We start from the raw sequence: 19619 nt of genomic DNA on the forward strand, positions 1-19619 counted from the left end.
GCCGAGTGGGATCAGTCGGACGGGTTGCGGTACTTGTCGGCGAGTTCCCGGGCGCGTTCCCACGGCGACCAGTTCACGTCCCGGCCCTCCAGCTGGGCCTCGAGCACCTCGAACCCGGCGTGCCAGTCGGCGCCGTGCGCGTAGGCCGAGTCCTCGTCCTCGACGGTGTGCGTGAGCGTCAGCCAGCAGCCCCCGGACCCGTCCGGCACCAGTTCCCAGTGCAGGACCTCGGCGTCCCACATGTACTCGAGGATGCGCCCGGGATGCACGGAGATGACGGTCCCCGTGGCGGTGTGGTCGGCGGGCAGCCCGAGGCGCTCGGCCTGCTGCTCGGTGGCATGGAAGACGAGCTGGGCACCGGGGGTGAGGTCCAGTTCTACGCGGGCCGGGAACCAGGCGCGTAGGTACTCGGGGTCGGTGATGACCCGCCATACGCGGTCCGGGGGATGGGCGAAGGCGTGCTGGAAGCGCAGGGCGACGCGGCCGTCGTAGGTGCGCGAGACGGTGCCGTTATCCATGGGGTCCTCCAAGACGTGAGCCCGTGCGATCAACGGGGTCCTGGTGTGCTGTGCCTCCATGCTGCCAGGTTTCGGGCGCTGGCGAAGCGGGTCCGTCGACCTGTATACGGATCGTCGAACTCCACCGCGCGGGCCAGCAACTGCAGTGGTCGTGAATAGTCTTGGGGCGCAACGTCATATACATCGGGATACAGGTTGTCCCCGAGGATCGGCAGGCCGAGCGAATTCATGTGCACGCGCAACTGGTGCGTCTTGCCGGTGCGGGGCAGCAACCGGTAACGGCCCAGCCCGGCGTCCGTTTCGAGCAGTTCGACGCGGCTGAGGGCGTTGATCTCACCCCGCACCTCCCGCGCCTGCAACACGCCGCGCTCCTTGACGATGCGGCTGCGCACCTCGCGCGGAAACCGCATCCCGGGCACGTGCCGGGCCACGGCCTCGTACTCCTTGTCGACCCGGCGGGCATCGAAGAGCGACTGGTAGGCCCGGCGCGCACCGGCGTGGACGGTGAAGACCAGCACGCCCGCCGTGAGCCGATCGAGCCGATGGGCCGGGCTCAGCTCCGGCAGGTCGAGTTCCCGGCGCAGCCGCACCAGCGCCGTCTCGGCCACCCACGACCCACGCGGTGTCGTCGCCAGGAAGTGCGGCTTGTCCACCACCAGCAGATGCTCGTCGCGATGCAGGACAGCGATCTCGAACGGCACCCGCTCCTCGACCGGCGGATCGCGGTACAAGTACACGAATCGGCCTGCCGCGTACGGGGTGTTCCCGGTGATCGCCGCGCCGGCACCGTCGACGACCTCACCGGCCGCGACCTTCTCCTGCACGCGCGCCGCGTCGGCGGGGAAGCGCGCCAGCAGAAACTCCGCCACCGTCGCCCAGGAGCCGCCGTCGGGCAGGCGCAGGCGGGTCGGATTCAGGCCGTCGCGGACGGGCAGCGGGGCACGGCGCACACCCGCACGGTAACTGTTTCCGCCAACCGACCGCGCGGCGACCGCAGGATGGCGACACTGGTGGCGGAAGAACCGGACGGAACGGGACAAGGAGCGGGCGATGAATGATGCGCCGATCGTGGTCGGGGTCGACGGATCGGCGCCGGCGCGCGCCGCGCTGCGGTGGGCGGCCGGCGAGGCCGTCTCCACGGGGGCGCCGCTGCTGCTCGTCTCCAGCGCGAACGCCGGCGGGATCGGCGCCTCGTCGCCGTTCGTCGACGAACTGCGATTCACCGCGCGACGGAACCTGGCGTCCGCCGCGGAGACCGTGGAACGCGAGCACCCCGAGCTGTCCGTACGCACCGAACAGTCGAGCCTGGTGGCCGCACAGGCGCTGCTCGGGTATTCCGGTCGGGCACGGATGCTCGTCCTCGGCCGGCGCGGTCTCGGCGAGTTCACCGGCGGACTGGTCGGATCGGTGACCTCCGCGGTGGTCGCGCACGCGCACTGTCCCGTCGCGGTGATCCCCGGGCCCGACGAGAGCGGACGGGGCGCGGACGGCCCCGTCGTGGTCGGTGTCGACGGCTCGCCGGCGAGCCTGCACGCCCTCGACGTCGCGTTCGAGGCCGCAGACCGCTACAAGGCGCCGCTGGTGGCGGTGCACGCATGGTCCGACCGAGACCTCGTCGACGTCGTCGCCGGCACGCCCGGAGCCACCTGGGAGGACGTCGACCAGCAGGAGAGCGTCGTGCTCGCCGAGTCCCTCGCCGGCCGCACGCAGGACTATCCGAACGTCGACGTGGAACGGGTCGTCGTGCGGGACCGCCCGGTGCGCCACCTGCTCGAGCGGGCGGAGAACGCCCGGCTGCTCGTCGTCGGCAGCCGCGGCCGCGGCGGCTTCGAGGGCATGCTGCTCGGCTCGACGAGCCGGGCGCTGCTGCACACGACGCCGTGTCCGCTGCTCGTGGTCCGGCGCGACTAGGGAGACCCGGGTCGGGTCTGCTCGTCCGGCGGCGGTGTGCGGCGGATGGGCAGGCCCAGCGCGCTGCGATCGCAGGCCCGCACCAGGTCCGTCGCCGTGACGATGCCGACCAGTCGTTCGCCCGACACGACGGCCACGAGGTCGAGCCCCGGCCGCAGCAGCACCCGGCTCGCGACCTCGGCGAGCGACGCGTCGGCGGGCACCCGCGCCGCCGCGGGCAGCGGCCGGGCCCGGTCCGAGACCGCGACGACCGTGCGCTCGCCCTCCGGGACGGGCGTCAGGTCGGACAGCGACACCACCCCGGTGGGCCGGTGGCCGTCGTCGACGACGGGGAAGACCCGGTGGTGCGAGCCGCGGGCCGCGACGGCGAGGAGCTGCGCCACGCTCCAGCGCGCGGGGGCGGCCACCGGCGACGGCGTCATGACGTCGCCGACCCGGGTGTCGCCGAGCTGATGCCGCAGCGACGCGTTCGCGAGCTCGGCGTTGGCCGCGGTCCGCAGGAACCAGCCGAGGAGCATCAGCCACAGGCCGCCCGCGCTGCCGAGGGCGAGCGTCTCGGCGGCGCCGAGCAGGATCAGCGCCAGCCCCACCGCGCGGCCGGAGCGCGCGGCGCCGCTCGCGGCCGCGAGGCGGTCGCCGGTGCGGCGCCACAGCACCGCCCGCACGACCCGTCCGCCGTCCAGCGGCGCACCCGGCAACAGGTTGAACACGGCCAGCACCAGGTTGGTCGCGCCGAGCCAGCCGATCGTCGCGGTCACCAGCTCCGGGACGGGCGGGCCGAGGAACGAGGCCGCCGCCAGCGCGACGACGCCGATCCCGACGCTCGTGAGCGGTCCGGCCAGCGCGATACGCAGATCGGCTTTCGGGTTCGGGGGTTCGTCGCGCAGCTCGGAGACGCCGCCGAGCAGCCACAGCGTGATCCCGTCCACCCCGACTCCGTAGCGGCCCGCCACCACCGAGTGCGCAAGTTCGTGGGCGAGCAGCGACACCAGCAGGCCCACCGCCGCGGCGACGCCCGCGATCCAGAACTGTGCGGGGCTCGGACCGCTGATCCGGGCGGGCAGGATCGCCCCGGCAAGCAGCCACGACAGCAGCCCGAGCGTCGCGAGCAGCGACCAGTGGGCCCGGATCTCTATCCCCGTGACCCGGCCGAGCCGGATCGATCCGCGCAGCATCGTCACACCCCCGGACGGCAGATCATGGTCGGGCACGGCGCGTGGTGCAGCAGCGCCTGACTCGTCGAGCCCAGGAGCAGGCCGCCGAGCAGTCCCCGGCCGTGGCTGCCGACGACGCTCAACTGAGCGTGCGTCGCCAGCCGCAGCAGCAGGTGCCGGGCGCCGATCTGCTCGACGATCTCGGTGACCGGCACGTCCGGGTACCGCTCGCGCTGCCCGGCGATGCACTCGGACAGCAACGCCGTCTCCTCGGCCTCGACGACTGCCCAGTCGATCAGTTCGAGCGCCGAGGTGCGGCCCGCCACCTCCCCGGCACCCCACGCGTGCGCGGCGAGGACGCCGACCCCGAGCGCCGCGGCCATGTCGAACGCGGCGGTGACCACCGGGCCGGCGTCCTCGCTGCCGTCGATGCCGACCAGCACCGGCCGGCGGTCCGTGCCCGGTTCGGGGACCGGATCGCCCCGCCAGAGCACGACCGGGCAGGTGGACCGGTTGGCGACCCGCAGCGCGGTGGAGCCGGTGAGCAGCGAACCGAGCGCACCCGTGCCGGTGGCTCCGAGCACGAGCATCCGGCTGCGGTCGCCGTGTTCGAGCAGCGCCAGGTCGGGTGGGCCGTCATGGACGGTTGTGACCACCTCGAGATCCGGGTGCCGCCGGTGCAGCGCCGCCGCGGTGTCGTCGAGCAGTTCACGGCCGATTTCGGCGAGGCGCTGGGTGTATTCGGTCCGCGCGCGCAGCGCGGCGTCACTGAAATAATTCCGGGGGCCCGGCAGCGAATGGACGAGCTGCAGGTTCGTGCCGAGCCGCGCGGCGACGGCTGCGGACCAGGTCGCAGCCTGTTTCGCGGCGTCGGAGCCGTCGATTCCGACGGTGACCGGCCGCCTGCCGAGGTCGCTGCTCATTGCGCCTGCCTTTCGGTTCGGCTTTGCTCGATAACGATTATGTGCAAGCCTCGTACAGGCCGACGTGGACCTCTACCGTGTTGTTGCGTAACTGTCGGGGCCACAGTTGTTGTTGCTACAGATGTGCTGATGGAGCCTGGTGTGACTCATACTTCCAGAACCAAGGCCGGACGCCGGGGGGTTCGGGCGCTCGTCCGATTCCTGATCGCGGCGCTCGTGCTGCCGCTCGCGGTGGCCTTCGCCGGCGCGGGCACCGCCTCGGCGGACCCCTACTCCCGCCTGCGGGAACACTGGGTGCCGGCGCCGGGCGGGGTCGGCCAGATCAAGGTCCGCATCTGGCTGGCGAACAACGGCAGCAACAAGGCCATGTACCTGCTCGACGGCCTGCGCGCCACCAACGACGTGAGCGGCTGGGAGCACGAGACGAACGCCGCGTGGCTGTCGGATCACGGCGTCAACGTGGTGATGCCGGTCGGCGGCCAGTCCAGCTTCTACACGGACTGGTACGCGCCGAGCAACCTCAACGGCCAGCGCTACACCTACAAGTGGGAGTCCTTCCTCACCCAGAACCTGCCGGACTTCCTGGCCGGTACGTACGGCATCGACCGTTCCAGCAACGCGATCGTGGGCCTGTCGATGGGAGGCAACGCGGCGCTGATCCTCGCGGCCTACCACCGCGACCAGTTCCGCTTCGCCGGTTCCATGTCCGGTTACCTGAACCTGTCCGCGCCCGGTATGCGGGAGGCGATCCGCCTCGCGATGATCGACTCCGGCGGCTACAACGCCGACTCGATGTGGGGCCCGCCGTGGAACTCGGCGTGGCTGCGCAACGACCCGTTCGTCGCCGCGCCCAGCATGCGGGGGCTGCCGATGTGGATCTCCGCGGGCAGCGGCCTGCCCGGCCAGCACGACCGGCCGAACTCCGCGATCGGGGTGTTCAACACGGGTAACGCGATGGGACTCGAGGCGCTCGCCCTGGCGCAGAACCGCGCGTTCCAGGTGCGGTTGGCGACCCTGGGCATCAACTCCGCCCACTTCGACTTCCCGGCCGCCGGCACCCACACGTGGGGTTACTGGCAGGACCAGCTGTGGGCGATGCTGCCCATGATGAAGTCCTCCATCGGTGCCTGAACGGTTCTCCCCGCCGGCACCCGGCACCCTGCGGGGCCGCACCTTCGTGGTGACCGGCGCGAACAGCGGCCTCGGTGCGGCCACCGCCCGGGCGCTCGGTGCCGCCGGTGCCGACGTGGTGCTCGCGTGCCGGAACGTGGCCAGGGGCGAGGCGGTCGCGCGGGATATCGGCCCGCACGCGCAGGTGCGCCGGCTCGATCTCGCCGACCTGGCGTCGGTGCGGGAGTTCGCGTCGGGCATCGAGACCGTCGACGTGCTCGTCAACAACGCCGGCGTGATGGGTGTGCCGCTGAGCCGCACGGTGGACGGCTTCGAGATGCAGATGGGCACCAACCACCTCGGGCACTTCGCGCTGACCGGGCTGCTGCTCGATCGGCTCACCGACCGCGTGGTCACCGTCTCGAGCATGAGTCACCGGTTCGGGCGCATCCATCTCGACGACCTGAACTGGGAGCGCCGCCGGCACTACAGCCGCTCGCTGGCCTACGCGGAATCCAAGCTGGCGAACCTGATGTTCAGCCTCGAGCTCGGGCGCCGGCTGGCGGCCGCCGGATCGCCGCTGCGGGCGGTGGCCGCGCATCCGGGCTACGCGGCCACCGACGTCGGCACGCACACCGGAACGTGGTTCGACCAGTTGTTCCGCCTCGGGAAGAGAGTGCTCGAGCGCACCCCGGCCCAGGGCGCCGAATCCGTGGTGGTGGCCGCCGCCGATCCCGAGGTGACCGGCGGCTACATCGGGCCGGACCGCTTCTTCGAGCTGTACGGCCCGCCGACCGTGGCCGCCTACAGCCGCCGCGCCGGAGATCCGGACACCGCCCGGCAACTGTGGGAGCTGTCGGAGAAGCTCACGGGCGTGCGGTTCGAGCTCTAGCGAACGGCGCCAGCAGGCCCGCGTACGGCTTCGCCGGCGGGACGGCGAACTCGCCCCGTTTGCCGGTGCGCAGACCCAGCGTGACCAGGGACTGGACGAACAACGTCGCCGCGGCCACCCCGTCCACGACCGGGGCGCCGAGCTCCTCGGAGATGTGTGCGCACAGGTCGGCCATGCCGGCACACCCGAGCACGACGGCGTCGGAGCCGTCCGAGTCGAGCGCCTCGAAACAGGCCTCCGTGACGATCTTGCGGGCGTCGGGATCGGTCTCGAGGTCCAGCACCGGCAGCTCGCACGCGTGCACGCCGAGGCAGGACCGGCGCAGGCCGTACCGTTCGGCCAGATCCCACGTCCGGCCGGTGGTCCGGCCCAGCGTCGTGACGACGGAGAAGCCACGACCCAGGAGCGCGGCCGCGTGCATGGCGGCCTCCGCGATGCCGACGACGGGCCCGGCGGCGATCTCCCGCGCTGCGTCGAGCCCCGGGTCGCCGAAACAGGCGATGACGTATCCGTCGACGCCGGCCTCCTCGCCCGCGGCGATCTCGGCGAGCACACCCGGTACGGCGAGCGCCTCGTCGTAGTGGCTCTCGATCGAGGCGGGACCCATCGTGGGGCTGACCGCCTCGACATCGGTGCCCGGGCCGGCGACGGTCCGGGCACACGCCTCGATGGTGGCGGTCATCGACCGGGTGGTGTTCGGGTTAACGACCTTGATGCGCATTCCGATCAGCCCACGCTCACCGGTTCGGCGGAACCGTCGCCGACGCGGACCGCGAGGGCGGTGCGGGTGGCGAGGACGTAGTAGACGGCCAGGCCGAGGCCGCACCCGATGAACCAGCTGTACTGCGCGGCGGTGTGCATGCCGGGCGCGGACTTGACCAGCACCGGGATCACCGCGACGGCGGCGCCGACGACGGTGGCGATCACCGCGGCGGGGTTGTAGCCCTTGCGGTACCAGTACGCGCCGCGCTCGGACATGGTGAACAGATCGTCGACGATCACCTTCTGCCTCCGCACCAGGTAGTAGTCCGCGATCAGGATGCCGAACAGCGGACCGATGAACGCGCCGAGCGTCTCGAGGGTGTAGTGGATGACATCGGGGTTGTTGTACAGGTTCCACGGGGTGATCAGCACCGAGCCGACGGCGGCGATCATTCCGCCGGCGCGCCAGCTGATCCGCTGGGGGCTGACGTTGGAGAAGTCGAAGGCGGGGGAGATGAAGTTGGCGACGATGTTGATGCCGATGGTGGCGACGGTGAACGTCAGGGCACCGAGCACGATCGCGAAGGTCGAGTCGATGCGGGCGACCGTTTCGACGGGATCGGTGATCAGCTCGCCGTACACGGGCAGGGTCAGCGACGCGGTGATCACCACGAGCAGCGAGAACACCAGGAAGTTGACCGGCAGGCCGAGGAGGTTGCCCTTCTTCACCGCGGCGAAGGACTTTCCGTAGCGGGAGAAATCGCCGAAGTTCAGCATCGGTCCGGAGAAGTAGGACACCACCAGCGCAATCGCGCCCAGCATCACCGGAATCGCATCCAGGCCCGTGTAGGTCACCGAGCCGAGATTCAGATCGATTGCGCTCCAACCGGCCTGGGAGATCAGGTAGCCGCACAGCAGGAACATCACGACATAGACTGCGGGACCGCAGAAGTCGATGAACCTACGGATCGACTCCATGCCGCGCCAGAATACGCAGGCCTGCACGATCCACAGGGTCAGGAAGCTGCCCCAGCCCAGGGCGGAGAGTCCGGCGAAGCCGTAGTCCTCCACCACCGCGTACGGGGCCAGCGACGGGAACAGCTTGATCAGCACCACATCGAGCGCCGCCGAGGCGAGGAACGTCTGGATTCCGTACCAGGCCACCGCGATCAGGCCGCGGATGATCGCGGGTATGTTCGCGCCGAGCACCCCGAAGACGCTGCGGCAGATCACCGGATAGGGCACGCCGGTCACCTGACTGGGCTTGGCGACGAGGTTGCAGAAGAAGTAGACGATCGTGATGCCGGCGAGCAGGGCCACCAGCACCTGCCAGCTGGCCAGGCCGAGGGCGAAGAGGCTGCCGGCGGTGACGTAGCCCCCGACGCTGTGCACGTCGGACATCCAGAACGCGAAGATGTTGTACGAGCCCCAGCTCTGCTTCTTCAGCGGGGCGAGGTCCTCGTTGGTGAGCCGCGGGTCGTAGTCCGGCTCGACCAGCCCGCCGCCGACGGGGTGGCCCGCCGCTTCGACGAGGTCGTCGGCGCCGAGCACGGCGCCGCGCGGCAGATCACGGCGGGGAGAGATCAATTCGGTCATGGGTACTCCTGGACGTCGACGACCGGCGGGGCGCCGATCGGTTCGGCACGGCGCAGGTCCGCGAGGAAGGCAGTGGACCCGGAATCTCAGCGACGGTGGTGAATTCCGATGAGGAGAACGGTAACGATCAGGTGTTGCCGGTGGGTTTCCCGATCGGTATATCTTCCGGGGTCAGCAACCCGGCGTCGGCGGGCAGCGTCGCGATCACGGAATCGAGCCGATGGTTGTGGGCGTCGGCGGCGGCGAGGAGCCCCGCCGTGTCCCGGGCCAGGAACGCGGTCAGCATCCGCTCGTGCTCGGCATGCAGAACCGTCCGCTGCACCGCGGACACGTGCACCATCGGTTGCACGGGTTCGGTGATGTTCCAAGCCGATTCGAGCATGTGCAGCAGCCGGTGCATGCGCGACGGGCCGGCCAGCGCCAGGTGGAACTCGCGGCTCTCGCGGTGGTAGGTGTGCGGATCGTCGTCGGCGACGGCGCGTTCGAGGCGTGCGTGGACCCATGCGGCGTGGGCGTGATCGGCTTCGGTGGCCAGCGCCACCGCCGCCGTCAGTGCTGCCGTCTCGAGGGTTTCCCGCACGAGATACATCTCGCGGAGTTCGGCGGCGGTCAGCCGGGCGACGGTGTATCCGTGGTTCCGCCGGTGGTCGACGAGTCCCTCGCCGATGAGGGTTTTCAGCGATTCTCGGATCGGGATGCGGCTGACGCCGAACAGTTCCGCCACCTCGGGTACCGGGATGGGGGTTCCCGGCGGGACGGCGCCGGAGAGGATGACGCGGCGCAGTTCGTCGAGGATGGCCTGCTGGGGACGGCCGGGGGTCCCGGATTCGAGCCGGTCGAGCAGTATCGACCTGCGACGTGGCGGCACGGGACCCCTCCTACTGCTCCCTTCGGAATTCCGGCGCGACGGGCGACGGAAGCGAGGCGACCCTATCGCCGGCCTGTTTCGGGAACGTGTCGGCGACGTGTCGGCGCCGGGCGGGTGGCCGAGCGGGTTCCTTTCCCGGATGTCCCGTTCCCCGTAGGGTGGCCGACATGACGGCTTGGACCACACGCGACATCCCGAAGCAGGACGGCCGCACCTTCGTGGTGACGGGCGCCAACAGCGGCCTGGGCGAGGTGGCGGCCCGCGCACTCGGGGCCGCGGGGGCGCGGGTGGTGCTGGCGTGCCGGAACGTGGCCAAGGGCGAGGCCGTGGCCCGGGAGATCGGGCCCAACGCGCGGGTGCGGCGCCTCGATCTGGCCGACCTGGCATCGGTGCGTGAATTCGCCGGGGGCGTCGACGAGGTCGACGTGCTGGTCAACAACGCCGGCGTGATGGCAGTACCGCTGCGCCGCACCGTCGACGGATTCGAGATGCAGATCGGAACCAATCACCTCGGCCACTTCGCCCTCACCGCCCTGCTGGGCGAGCGCGTCACCGACCGCGTGGTGACGATGTCGAGCGGCATGCACCGGATCGGTCGCATCGATCTCGACGACCTGAACTGGGAGCACCGTCGCTACGACCGGTGGCTGGCGTACGGGCAGTCGAAGCTGGCCAACCTGCTGTTCACCCACGAGCTGCAGCGCCGGCTCACCGAGCAGCAGTCCCCGGTCGTGGCGGTGGCCGCGCACCCGGGATACTCCTCGACGAACCTGCAGTCACACACCGAGTCGATCCAGGACGTGTTCCTGGGCGTGGCGAACCGGCTGGTGGGGCAGTCCCCGCAGACCGGAGCGCTGCCGCTGCTGTACGCGGCCACCGCGCCCGGCGTCGAGCCCGGCGGGTACTACGGTCCCGGTGGCCTGTTCGAGCTGCGGGGCGCCCCCGAGCGTGTCGAATCCAATTCGCGCTCGCACGACGAGGCTGTCGCCCGCGGACTCTGGGAGCTGTCGGCGCGGCTGTGCGCCCCGGCCGGATAGCGGAACCCGGGACGGCAACCGCACGGTCGGTCCGAGACGCCCCGGCCGGTCCGGGACGTTCCGATCAGTCCGAGACGCGCCGGAGGTAGAGCAGCCGGTCGCCGGCCTCCACCGCCTCGACCTCCGGGGACCCGACACGCAGCAGGCGGCCGTTGCGTTCGACGCCCAGGACGATGTCGGGGAGGTGCCGCGGTGAGCCGCCGACCTCGCCGGGTTCGACCTCGCGTTCGGCGATCGCGAAGCCTTCCTCCGGGGTGAGCAGGTCCTCGATCATTTCCACGACGTTCGGGGTGATGGTGGCGGCTCCGAGCAACCGGCCCGCCGTCTCGGAGGAGATCACCACCGTGTCGGCGCCCGACTGGCGGAGCAGATGGGTGTTCTCCGATTCGCGGATGGCCACGACGATCTTGGCGGCGGGGGCGAGTTCACGGGCGGTGAGGGTGACGAGCACCGCGGTGTCGTCGCGGTTGGCGGCGACGACGATCGAGTCGCAGTGCGGCACCCCGGCCAGGCGCAGCACGTCGGACTTGGTCGCCGAGCCCTGGACGGTGACCAAGCCCTGGCCGCTGGCGGCGTCGAGCACCACGGGGTCGGTGTCGACGACGACGATGTCCGAGGGCGCGGCGCCGTCGCCGAGCATCGCCTCGACCGCGGTGCGGCCCTTGGTGCCGTAGCCGGCGACGACGGTGTGGTTGCGCACGCGGTGTCGCCAGCGTTGGATGCGGAAGGTTTGGCGGGAGCTCTCGGTCAGGGCGGAGAGGGTGGTGCCGACCAGGATGATGAGGAAGAAGATCCGCAGCGGGGTGATGACCAGGACGTTGACGAGGCGGGCCTGCGGTGTGATGGGGGTGATGTCGCCGTAGCCGGTGGTCGAGAGCGACACCGTCGCGTAGTAGAGGCAGTCCAGCAACGACAGTTCGTTGTCCTGGGCGTCGGAGTAGCCGTCGCGGTCGAGGTAGACGACGAGCACCACCAGGGCCAGGGCGATCAGGGCGTATCCGATCCGGCGCACGATCGCCCGGCCCGGGCTGGTCTGTAGCTGCGGCACCCGCAGGATGCCCACCAGCGCGAAGTCGGGTCGCTCGGTCAGGGCGTCGGAACGGCTGAACCGGGTCCTCAGCGTGCTACCGGGCACGACCGGTGCCGTTCGGTGCCGCGGCCGGGTGGGGGTCCGGTCGCTCCTGGTGCGCTGTCGGTGACATCGTCTGCAGCCTACGTCGTTCCGGTGCTGTCAGGTGAGTTCGCTGAATCGTTCGGTGTTCCGGACCCGCCCGGAGACGATGATGGTGTCCCCGGGGGCGAGGACGGTGTCGGCGGTGGCGTAGGTGAAGTCCTCGCCGGGACGTTTGATCGCCACGACGGTCACGCCGAAGTCGGAGCGGACGGCGGTGTCGCCGAGGCGCCGGCCGATCGCGAACGCCGGCGGGGTCGTCTTGACCATCGCGAAGCCGTCGTCGAACTCGATGTAGTCGATCATCCGGCCGCGCACCAGGTGGGCGACCCGCTTGCCCATGTCGTGCTCCGGCCGGACGACGTGGTGCACCCCGATCTGGGTGAGGATCTTCGCGTGCGCGTTGCTGATCGCCTTGGCCCAGATGTTGTGCACGCCCAGGTTGATCAGGGCGGAGGCGGTGAGCAGGCTGGCCTCGAGATCGGAACCGATTCCCACGACGGCGCGGCCGTACTCGTGCACCGACAGTTGCCGCAGCGATTCCTCGTCGGTGGTGTCGGCGACCACGGCGTGGGTCAGGCGGTGGGCGACCTTCTGCACCACGGCGTCGCTGGAGTCGATGCCGAGGACCTCGGTGCCCTGGCTCATCAGCTCGAGCGCGAGCGACTTGCCGAACCGCCCGAGCCCGAGCACGACCACCACGTCGGCGGCGGATTTCCTAGCCAATGAAGGGCCTTTCTTCCGGGAGTTCGTAGCGCCGGCCGCGATCGCGGGCGGCGAGAGCGCTCACGAGGGTGATCGATCCGATGCGGCCCAGATACATCAGGAGCACCAGGATCAGCTGCCCCCAGACGGGCAGCTGGGCCGTGATCCCGGTGGACAGGCCGACGGTGGCGAACGCGGAGGTGACCTCGAACAACAGGACGTTGAGGTCGAACGAGGTCCCCGCCAACAGGGCGATGGTCGGCACCATCACCAGGGCGACACCGATCAGGGCCACCGACAACGCCTGACGCTGGACCCGGGTGTCGATGCGCCGGTCGAAGACGCTCACCGAGCGCTCGCCGCGGGCCTCGGCGAGGATGACGAACAGCAGAAGGACGAAGGTGGTGACCTTGATTCCGCCGGCGGTGCCGCCGCTGCCGCCGCCGATGAACATGAGCACGTCCGTCACCAGGAGGGTGGCCGGGTCCATCTGGGCGTAGTCGACGCTGTTGAAGCCGGCGGTGCGGGGCATCACGCCCTGGAACGCGGCGACGAGCAGCTTCTGGCCGAAGTGGTAGTGCTGCAGGGTGCGGGTCCACTCGAGCACCAGCACCAGCACCGGTCCCACCACCAACAGCACCGCGGTGACGGTCACGGTCAGGCGGGTGTGCAGGCTCCAGCGGTGGCTGCGGCCGCGCAGGTGCCGGGTCACTTCGAACAGGACCGGGAACCCGATGCCGCCCAGGATCACCGCGAGCATCAGCGGCACGCAGATCCACGGATCGTCGGCGAAGCCGATGATGTTGTCGCTGTAGAGCGCGAAGCCGGCGTTGTTGAACGCCGAGACGGAATGGAACACTCCCAGCCACACCGCACGCAGGGGCGGCTCCTCGTAGCCGAGCGCAAACCGCAGGGCGAGCGCCACCGCGGTGACCGACTCGATGAACACGCTCATCCGCACGACGCCGACGACGACCGAGCGGACGTCGCCGAGCCCCGACGCACGCACCTCGGCCGCGGTATTCAATCGGGCCTTGAGGCCGATCCGGTTCGCGAGCAGCAGGCCGACGAGCGAGGCCATGGTCATGATCCCGAACCCGCCGGCCTGGATCAGGGCCAGGATGATGCCCTGGCCGAAGCCGGACCAGTGCGTGGGCGTGTCGACGACGACCAGGCCCGTCAGGCACATCGCCGAGGTCGCGGTGAACAGGGCGTCGACGAGGGAGGTCGCGGTACCGGGCAGGCTCGCCGCGGGCGTGAGGAGCAGGAGCGTGCCGACGGCGATCGCGGCGGCGAAGCTCAGCGCCACGACCCGGACAGGAGTGAGCGTCGCCCGCGCCGCCATGCGCCGCAGCAGGGACGGCGCGAACGCACCGGTGCGTGTCCTCACCCGGAGGAGACTAGACCCGCTCCGGGCCGCCGGGGAACCGGACGGCGGTGGCCGGAGTTCGGACCCATGCCGTGACGGCGGCGGGTGCGGGCCGCCGATCGGCGGAGGTGAACGTCACCGGTCTCTGCTGCGGGATCGGCGTGGCGCCGGCTCCCGTTCGTCCTCGTTGCCGGCGAGCAGGCCACGGACCCGTTCGCCGGCGGAGTCCAGTGCGCCCTTCGTCTTGTGCTCGGCGGCCTTCTCGACGACGTTCCCGGCCACGCCGCCGACGACGTCCGTCAGGCCCTTCGGCTCGGTCGTGGAGATCTCGAGCCTGTTGACTGCCTCGGCGAAACGCAGGTAGGTGTCGACGCTCGCCACCACGACCCGTGCGTCGATCGTGATGATCTCGATGCCCACGAGCGAGACGCGGACGAATGCGTCGATGACGAGTCCCTTGTCGAGGATGGTGTCGATGACGTCGGCGAGGCCGGACGAGTTCGGCCGTGCCATCGTGCCGCCGCCCCCACCTCCGCCTGCGGATTGGATGGTCATGGTCCGCGCTCCTGTCGCTCCAACGGTCCGCGAGCCGCCGCGCCGCGCGGGAGACCTCTCGTGGGGCGGTGCCCGTGTAAGGGCTATAGCCACGCGCTCCCGAGTCGAAACACGCCCGCGCGGAGAAATACGGGCGGGACCAGCTCCAAAGACATACCGTGCGACCGGTTTGTTGCTATCGTCGCTTCGGGCCGCGATCCCGGCAGGGAGGTCACTCCGCCTGGCATGCGAGCGGGGAGTCCCGGCCCCCTACGTCTCCGCGTCGTCCGGGACTGGACGAGGGGTAGTCCCCGCGGCGCGGAGACGTCACACCATTTCCGCGCGTCGCGGGCACGTCCCTGCGGAGATGGCCGGGTTACCGCACGCGCGGGCTGTTTCGGCGCCACGATGGGGGAATGCAGGTGATGAGCCTTCCCGAGGCGCTGTTCGTGCTGCTCGAAACCTCGTCGCGTCCACTGCACCTCGGGGCTCTCGCGTTGTTCGAGCCCCCGCCGGATGCCGGGGACGACCATGCCCGTCGCATGTACGAGACCCTGCTCGCCCACGACGAGGTGGCGGATGCGCTGCGCCGGCGTCCGGTGCGGACGCTGCGCGGGGCCGGCTACCCGTGGTGGTCGCGTCCCGAGGACGTCGACCTGCGGTTTCACGTACGTCACACCGCCGTGCCCGGATCCGGTTCGATGGCCGACCTGCTGGCCCTCGTCTCCCGGATCCACGGCTCCCCGCTCGACCCGCTCCACCCGATGTGGGAGGTGTACGTCATCGAGGGACTCGAGGACGGGCGCACCGCGATGTACGCGAAGATCCACCTGTCCCTCGCCGACGGCCCGGCCGGCCTGCGCCTGCTGCACCGGAGCATGTCCACCGACCCCGGCGCCCGCGACTGCCCCGCGCCGTGGAGCCCGGAGGTGGTGGCCCCCCGGGCTCGGCTGTCGCCCCTTCCCACCTCGTGGCTGCGCGCCGGGCTCCGGGTCGGCGCGGAGGTGTTCGCGATGACCCCGGAGATCGGCAGGCTGGTCACGGAGGGCGTGCGCCGGCACCAGGTGGCGCTGCCGTGGCAGACGCCGCCCACGATGTTCAACGTCGCAGTGGGGCGGGGCCGGACCCTCGCGGCGCGCTCCTGGCCGATCGAGCGGCTCCACTCGGTTGCGACGTCGGCGGACACCACGATCGACGCGGTCGTGCTGACGATGTGCGCCGGCGGCCTGCGCGCGTATCTGTCCGAGCGGTACGCGCTCCCGGAGGCACCGCTGACCGCGATGCTCCCGGTGCCGATGAACCTCGGTGGCGCCGCGGTCGGTCCCGGCGGCCGCGAACCCGGCGTCGGAGCGATGGTGATCGGCCTGGCCACCGACGAACCCGATCCCGCGGTGCGGCTCGCCCGGATCGCCGACTCGCTCGTCCACACCGACCGGGTGGTCACCGCGCTGAGCGGAACCCAGTTCCTGATGCTCAGCGCGTTGTCGCTGAGCCCGCTCGCGCTCGAGCCGGTGCGGCGGTTCGTCGACGAGATCCCGCCGCCGTTCAACGTGCTGATCTCCTACCTGCCGGGACCTTCCCGCACCCGGTACTGGAACGGTGCGCGGCTGACCGGCATCTACCCCGTGCCGGCCGTGCTGAACGGGCAGGCACTGAGCATCACCCTCACCGGGAACGACGGCCGGCTCGATCTCGGGGTGGTCGGCGACCGCCACGCGGTGCCCGCCCTCGACCGGCTGGTCGAGCTCCTCGAGGGCGCGCTCACCGAACTGGAGAGCGCTGTGGGTACCCGGCCGCGGTGAAGCCGGCCGGCTCCACCGGGCACTCGCCCCTGCCGATCTGCCCGAGCAGGTCGAGGGTGCGCAGGTAGCGCCGGACGAGATCGCCCGCCGACAGATCCGACTCCGCCGCCTCGCGCAGGGCCGCGGACACGCCGTCGCCACGGGCCCACCGGTGGATCGCGCGCATCGCCACCGGATCCGGTTCGGGGCCCGCGGGCAGGCCGTGCCGGCGCTCCGCGTCGGACAGTTCCCGCCACAGCCGGACCGTCGCGCGGTACGCGGCGTCGACACCGGCCGTGGGGGCTCCGCCGCCGGGCGCCGGCCGTCGCGATTCGCCGAGCACACTCGACACGACGGCGGCCAGCTCGGCCGGATCGAGGCCCGCCCACACGCCGGTTCTCAGGCACTCGGCAACGAGAAGGTCGCTGCCGCAATAAATCCGGCCCAGCATCCGGCCGTGGTCGGTGGCCACCGCCTCGCCGGTGTACGGGTCGGACAGGATGTACCCGCGTTCGTCGAGCAGCCCGAGGACACGGTCGAACGTCTCCACGAGCCGGCCGGTGGCGGCGGCGACCTGCCCGCGCAGCACCTCGGTGTCGGCGGCCAGCGCGCGACGGCGCTCGGCGACGGTGATCAGGCGTTCCCGATCGGCGTGCCGGTGCCCGGGGTGCGAACGCACGGCCCGCGCGAGAGCGGTCACCGCGTCGGCGGTGCCGCTGGTGCGCGCCGCGGCCAGCCGCTCGCGCAACTGCTGGTACTCGGCGAAACCCTCGGCGTCCCCGAGTTCGTCGTCGAGCCGGTGGAGCGTCGCCGCGTTCGTCGTCGCCGCGGTGGCCAGCGCGGCCACCGAATGCTCCGCCTGGAACTGGGCGAAGGACCGGCCGAGCAGGTCCCGGGCTCCGGCGACGCCGAGCCGGTCGACGAGGTTGACAGCGGTGTTGTAGCCCACCCGCAGGGAGCTGTTCAGCGGGTAGGTGCGGGTGGAGGCGAGCCCCGCGACGGTGGCCGGCTGCACCTCCGGGCTCCACAGCACGACCGCGTGGCCCTCCCGATCGATGCCGCGACGGCCGGCCCGTCCCGTCAACTGGGTGTACTCGCCGGCGGTGAGGCGGACCGGCCCGGCGGTGGTGTGCTTGACGAGGCGTTCGAGCACGACTGTCCGTGCGGGCATGTTGACGCCCACGGCGAGGGTCTCCGTGGCGAAGACGATCCGGACGAGGCCGAGGCCGAACAGCTCCTCCACGGCGTGCCGGAATACCGGCACCATGCCCGCGTGATGGGCGGCGAAGCCGCGTTCGAGTCCGTCGAGCCAGTCGGCGAATCCGAGCGCGTCGAGGTCGGCGGGGGAGAGGCCGGCGGTGTGCCGGTCGACGATGCGGCGGATGCGGGTGACGTCGGCGGCCTCGGTGAGCCGCAGCGACGAGCGCAGGCATTCGGCGACGGCCTCGTCGCAGCCGCTGCGGCTGAAGCGGAACCAGATCGCCGGCAGCAGCGACTCGGCCTCGAGCCGCGCGACGAGCTCGGGCCGGTCGACGCCGGCCGGGCCGGGCGTGGCCGTGCGGCGGCGCCGGCGACGCGACGGGACGGCGGGGGCGGCGTCGACGAGCTGGCGATGCGCGACGTACCGCACGAGGTTCTCGTCGATCGCACCGGTGGTGGGGGAGAACAGGTCGAACAGCCGGCCCCCGGCGAGCACGTGCTGGTGCAGCGGAACCGGCCGGGTCTCCTCGACGACGACGGTGGTCGCGCCGCGGACCCGGCCCAGCCAGGCACCGAACTCCTCGGCGTTGCTGACCGTCGCGGACAGGCTCACCAGGCGCACGGTGCCGGGTAGATAGAGGATGGCCTCCTCCCACACCGCGCCGCGCTCGCGGTCGGCGAGGTAGTGGACCTCGTCCATCACGACGTGGGTGAGCCCGTCGAGCAGGGGCGAGCGGCCGTGCAGCATGCTGCGCAGCACCTCGGTCGTCATGACGACCACGGGTGCGTGCGGGTCGACCGAGACGTCTCCGGTGAGCAGGCCGACCCGCTCGTCCCCGAGTTGCGCGGCGAGGTCGGCGTGCTTCTGGTTGCTCAGGGCCTTGATGGGCGTCGTGTAGAAGCACTTGCCGCCGGCGGCGAGCGCCAGGTGCACCGCGAACTCGCCGACGATCGTCTTGCCGGCGCCGGTGGGGGCACAGACGAGCACGTCCCGGCCCTCGTCGAGAGCGCGACAGGCGCGGACCTGGAAGTCGTCGAGCGTGAAGCCGAGTCCCGCGGTGAACTGCGCGAGCCGCGGCCCGTCCTGCCTGCACACGCAATCCACGCTACGCGTGCCTGGGGACGGACCGCGGCGAGCCGCGCGAGAGTGACCGCGGCGAGCCGCGCGAGAGTGACCGCGGCGAGCCGCGCGAGAGTGACCGCGGCGAGCCGCGCGGGTCAGTCCTCGGTGACCTCGAGGTCGACCTCGATGTTGCCGCGGGTGGCGTTCGAGTACGGGCACACCTGGTGGGCCTTCTCGGTCAGTTCGAGGGCTTGTGCGCGCGGCACGTGGGGCAGCGACACCTCGAGCGTGACCTTCAGGCCGAAGCCGCCGCCGTCGGTGCGGCCGATGCCGACGCGTGCTCCGACCGCCGAGTCGGCGACGTCGGCCTTGTCCTGCCGGGCGACGAGCTGCAGCGCCGAGTGGAAGCAGGCGGCGTATCCCGCGGCGAAGAGCTGCTCGGGATTGGTGCCCTCGCCGGTGCCGCCCATTTCGGTGGGGATGGCGAGGCCCAGGTCGAGCTTGCCGTCGGAGGTCCGGGCGCGGCCGTTGCGACCCTCTCCGGTGGCGAGTGCTTCGGCGGTGTAGAGCACGTTCATGGCTTCTCCTGTGGGGTGGCGGGATGGGGATCGGGTGTTTCGGGGCGGTGCAGCGCCTCGGTCATGCGGTGGAGCGTGTCGCGAAGGGCGGCCAGCTCGTCGGCCGCGAGGCCGCTCGCGCGGGCCATGCGCGCGGGGATGTCCTCGGCGCGGGCGCGCAGCTCGCGCCCGGCCTCGGTGAGGTGGATCTGCACGCGGCGCTCGTCGCTGCTCTGCCGCCGGCGTTCGAGCAGTCCGGCGCTCTCGAGCCGCTTGAGGAGCGGGGAGAGGGTGCCGGTGTCGAGGTCGAGGGCGTCGCACAGGTCGCGGACGCCGCGGCCGCTGTGGTCCCCGCGGCTTTCCTGTTCCCACAGGGCCAGGAGTACGAGGTACTGCGGGTAGGTGACGCCGAGCCGGTCGAGCATGCCGCGGTAGGCGGCGGTGGTGGCCCGGGAGGCGGAGTAGAGCGCGAAGCAGACCTGCCGGTCGAGCGCGAGATCGTCGGACACGAGAAATAAAGTAGCGCAC

General features: G+C 71.3%; 19 protein-coding genes. 5 read left to right on the forward strand and 14 right to left on the reverse strand.

What is annotated here, in order from left to right:
- Positions 1 to 11: 11 nt before the first annotated feature.
- A complete protein-coding gene (locus KZJ41_RS06405) occupies positions 12 to 518 on the reverse strand; it encodes an SRPBCC domain-containing protein (protein ID WP_006946948.1) in 507 nt (168 codons plus the stop codon).
- Positions 519 to 547: 29 nt separating this feature from the next.
- A complete protein-coding gene (locus KZJ41_RS06410) occupies positions 548 to 1468 on the reverse strand; it encodes a pseudouridine synthase (protein ID WP_006946943.1) in 921 nt (306 codons plus the stop codon).
- 100 nt (positions 1469 to 1568) lie between these two features.
- On the opposite strand from KZJ41_RS06410, the gene KZJ41_RS06415 reads away from it, so the two are divergent.
- On the forward strand, positions 1569 to 2429 hold the full coding sequence (locus tag KZJ41_RS06415) for a universal stress protein (RefSeq protein ID WP_029541723.1): 861 nt from the start codon (positions 1569 to 1571) through the stop codon (positions 2427 to 2429).
- Here the strand turns inward: KZJ41_RS06415 and KZJ41_RS06420 are convergent.
- Together KZJ41_RS06420 and KZJ41_RS06425 are read right to left on the reverse strand one after the other, a co-directional pair.
- Positions 2426 to 3604, reverse strand: a complete 1179-nt coding sequence (locus KZJ41_RS06420) for a site-2 protease family protein (protein WP_251550384.1) — start codon at positions 3602 to 3604, stop codon at positions 2426 to 2428. The genes KZJ41_RS06415 and KZJ41_RS06420 overlap by 4 nt on opposite strands.
- Before the next feature lie 2 nt (positions 3605 to 3606).
- Positions 3607 to 4506: a universal stress protein gene (locus tag KZJ41_RS06425; RefSeq protein WP_029541725.1), complete on the reverse strand. Its 900-nt coding sequence runs from the start codon at positions 4504 to 4506 to the stop codon at positions 3607 to 3609.
- A gap of 129 nt (positions 4507 to 4635) precedes the next feature.
- Between KZJ41_RS06425 and KZJ41_RS06430 the strand changes: the two genes are divergently transcribed.
- Together KZJ41_RS06430 and KZJ41_RS06435 are read left to right on the forward strand one after the other, a co-directional pair.
- Positions 4636 to 5637, forward strand: a complete 1002-nt coding sequence (locus KZJ41_RS06430; RefSeq protein WP_174824773.1) for an alpha/beta hydrolase family protein — start codon at positions 4636 to 4638, stop codon at positions 5635 to 5637.
- Positions 5630 to 6508, forward strand: coding sequence for an oxidoreductase (locus KZJ41_RS06435; RefSeq protein WP_006946928.1), 879 nt, complete (start codon positions 5630 to 5632; stop codon positions 6506 to 6508). Before KZJ41_RS06430 ends, KZJ41_RS06435 begins: the two co-directional genes overlap by 8 nt.
- Here the strand turns inward: KZJ41_RS06435 and KZJ41_RS06440 are convergent.
- The 3 genes from KZJ41_RS06440 to KZJ41_RS06450 all read right to left on the reverse strand — a co-directional run bounded on the left by KZJ41_RS06440 (position 6483) and on the right by KZJ41_RS06450 (position 9674).
- Positions 6483 to 7229 (reverse strand): aspartate/glutamate racemase family protein, encoded by a 747-nt coding sequence (locus tag KZJ41_RS06440; protein WP_029541727.1) that lies wholly within the window; start codon positions 7227 to 7229, stop codon positions 6483 to 6485. The genes KZJ41_RS06435 and KZJ41_RS06440 overlap by 26 nt on opposite strands.
- A gap of 5 nt (positions 7230 to 7234) precedes the next feature.
- Complete coding sequence (locus tag KZJ41_RS06445; RefSeq protein ID WP_029541729.1) at positions 7235 to 8806, reverse strand: NCS1 family nucleobase:cation symporter-1; 1572 nt, start codon at positions 8804 to 8806, stop codon at positions 7235 to 7237.
- A gap of 127 nt (positions 8807 to 8933) precedes the next feature.
- Positions 8934 to 9674: a GntR family transcriptional regulator gene (locus KZJ41_RS06450; RefSeq protein WP_029541731.1), complete on the reverse strand. Its 741-nt coding sequence runs from the start codon at positions 9672 to 9674 to the stop codon at positions 8934 to 8936.
- A 167-nt stretch (positions 9675 to 9841) separates the two neighbouring features.
- On the opposite strand from KZJ41_RS06450, the gene KZJ41_RS06455 reads away from it, so the two are divergent.
- The gene (locus KZJ41_RS06455; RefSeq protein ID WP_006946917.1) at positions 9842 to 10711 is read left to right on the forward strand and encodes an oxidoreductase; all 870 of its coding nucleotides are present in this window, start codon (positions 9842 to 9844) and stop codon (positions 10709 to 10711) included.
- Positions 10712 to 10775: 64 nt separating this feature from the next.
- Here the strand turns inward: KZJ41_RS06455 and KZJ41_RS06460 are convergent, their stop codons facing one another.
- The 4 genes from KZJ41_RS06460 to gvpJ all read right to left on the reverse strand — a co-directional run bounded on the left by KZJ41_RS06460 (position 10776) and on the right by gvpJ (position 14511).
- Positions 10776 to 11846, reverse strand: a complete 1071-nt coding sequence (locus KZJ41_RS06460) for a TrkA family potassium uptake protein (RefSeq protein WP_006946916.1) — start codon at positions 11844 to 11846, stop codon at positions 10776 to 10778.
- Between the two features lie 96 nt (positions 11847 to 11942).
- Positions 11943 to 12581 carry a TrkA family potassium uptake protein gene (locus tag KZJ41_RS06465; RefSeq protein WP_029541736.1) on the reverse strand — a complete coding sequence of 213 codons (639 nt, stop codon included), beginning with the start codon at positions 12579 to 12581 and terminating at the stop codon, positions 11943 to 11945.
- A gap of 19 nt (positions 12582 to 12600) precedes the next feature.
- On the reverse strand, positions 12601 to 13932 hold the full coding sequence (locus tag KZJ41_RS06470) for a TrkH family potassium uptake protein (RefSeq protein ID WP_065923529.1): 1332 nt from the start codon (positions 13930 to 13932) through the stop codon (positions 12601 to 12603).
- Positions 13933 to 14091: 159 nt separating this feature from the next.
- Positions 14092 to 14511 carry a gas vesicle protein GvpJ gene (gene gvpJ / locus KZJ41_RS06475; RefSeq protein ID WP_006946912.1) on the reverse strand — a complete coding sequence of 140 codons (420 nt, stop codon included), beginning with the start codon at positions 14509 to 14511 and terminating at the stop codon, positions 14092 to 14094.
- Between the two features lie 395 nt (positions 14512 to 14906).
- Here gvpJ and KZJ41_RS06480 point away from each other — a divergent pair, with 395 nt between their 5' ends.
- Positions 14907 to 16292 (forward strand): wax ester/triacylglycerol synthase family O-acyltransferase, encoded by a 1386-nt coding sequence (locus tag KZJ41_RS06480; protein ID WP_043799852.1) that lies wholly within the window; start codon positions 14907 to 14909, stop codon positions 16290 to 16292.
- Here the strand turns inward: KZJ41_RS06480 and KZJ41_RS06485 are convergent.
- From KZJ41_RS06485 to KZJ41_RS06495, 3 genes are all read right to left on the reverse strand, one after another.
- Entirely contained in the window at positions 16252 to 18567 is a 2316-nt protein-coding gene (locus tag KZJ41_RS06485; RefSeq protein ID WP_006946907.1) for an RNA helicase, read from the reverse strand. The genes KZJ41_RS06480 and KZJ41_RS06485 overlap by 41 nt on opposite strands.
- Positions 18568 to 18689: 122 nt before the next feature.
- On the reverse strand, positions 18690 to 19112 hold the full coding sequence (locus KZJ41_RS06490; RefSeq protein WP_050034692.1) for an organic hydroperoxide resistance protein: 423 nt from the start codon (positions 19110 to 19112) through the stop codon (positions 18690 to 18692).
- Positions 19109 to 19600 carry a MarR family winged helix-turn-helix transcriptional regulator gene (locus tag KZJ41_RS06495; protein WP_006946904.1) on the reverse strand — a complete coding sequence of 164 codons (492 nt, stop codon included), beginning with the start codon at positions 19598 to 19600 and terminating at the stop codon, positions 19109 to 19111. Before KZJ41_RS06495 ends, KZJ41_RS06490 begins: the two co-directional genes overlap by 4 nt.
- Positions 19601 to 19619 lie beyond the last annotated feature (19 nt).

Source organism: Rhodococcus sp. 11-3, assembly GCF_023704055.1.
In the GTDB taxonomy this organism is placed as follows: Bacteria; Actinomycetota; Actinomycetes; order Mycobacteriales; family Mycobacteriaceae; genus Rhodococcus; species Rhodococcus aetherivorans.

What these genes read in the sequence shown, in the direction of transcription:
- gvpJ (WP_006946912.1), bottom strand. Translation starts at nt 14,511, where the DNA reads ATGACCATCCAATCCGCAGGCGGAGGTGGGGGCGGCGGCACGATGGCA.
- KZJ41_RS06445 (WP_029541729.1), bottom strand. Translation starts at nt 8,806, where the DNA reads ATGACCGAATTGATCTCTCCCCGCCGTGATCTGCCGCGCGGCGCCGTG.
- KZJ41_RS06440 (WP_029541727.1), bottom strand. Translation starts at nt 7,229, where the DNA reads ATGCGCATCAAGGTCGTTAACCCGAACACCACCCGGTCGATGACCGCC.
- KZJ41_RS06455 (WP_006946917.1), top strand. Translation starts at nt 9,842, where the DNA reads ATGACGGCTTGGACCACACGCGACATCCCGAAGCAGGACGGCCGCACC.
- KZJ41_RS06425 (WP_029541725.1), bottom strand. Translation starts at nt 4,506, where the DNA reads ATGAGCAGCGACCTCGGCAGGCGGCCGGTCACCGTCGGAATCGACGGC.
- KZJ41_RS06405 (WP_006946948.1), bottom strand. Translation starts at nt 518, where the DNA reads ATGGATAACGGCACCGTCTCGCGCACCTACGACGGCCGCGTCGCCCTG.
- KZJ41_RS06430 (WP_174824773.1), top strand. Translation starts at nt 4,636, where the DNA reads ATGGAGCCTGGTGTGACTCATACTTCCAGAACCAAGGCCGGACGCCGG.
- KZJ41_RS06420 (WP_251550384.1), bottom strand. Translation starts at nt 3,604, where the DNA reads ATGCTGCGCGGATCGATCCGGCTCGGCCGGGTCACGGGGATAGAGATC.
- KZJ41_RS06470 (WP_065923529.1), bottom strand. Translation starts at nt 13,932, where the DNA reads ATGGCGGCGCGGGCGACGCTCACTCCTGTCCGGGTCGTGGCGCTGAGC.
- KZJ41_RS06490 (WP_050034692.1), bottom strand. Translation starts at nt 19,112, where the DNA reads ATGAACGTGCTCTACACCGCCGAAGCACTCGCCACCGGAGAGGGTCGC.
- KZJ41_RS06415 (WP_029541723.1), top strand. Translation starts at nt 1,569, where the DNA reads ATGAATGATGCGCCGATCGTGGTCGGGGTCGACGGATCGGCGCCGGCG.
- KZJ41_RS06480 (WP_043799852.1), top strand. Translation starts at nt 14,907, where the DNA reads ATGCAGGTGATGAGCCTTCCCGAGGCGCTGTTCGTGCTGCTCGAAACC.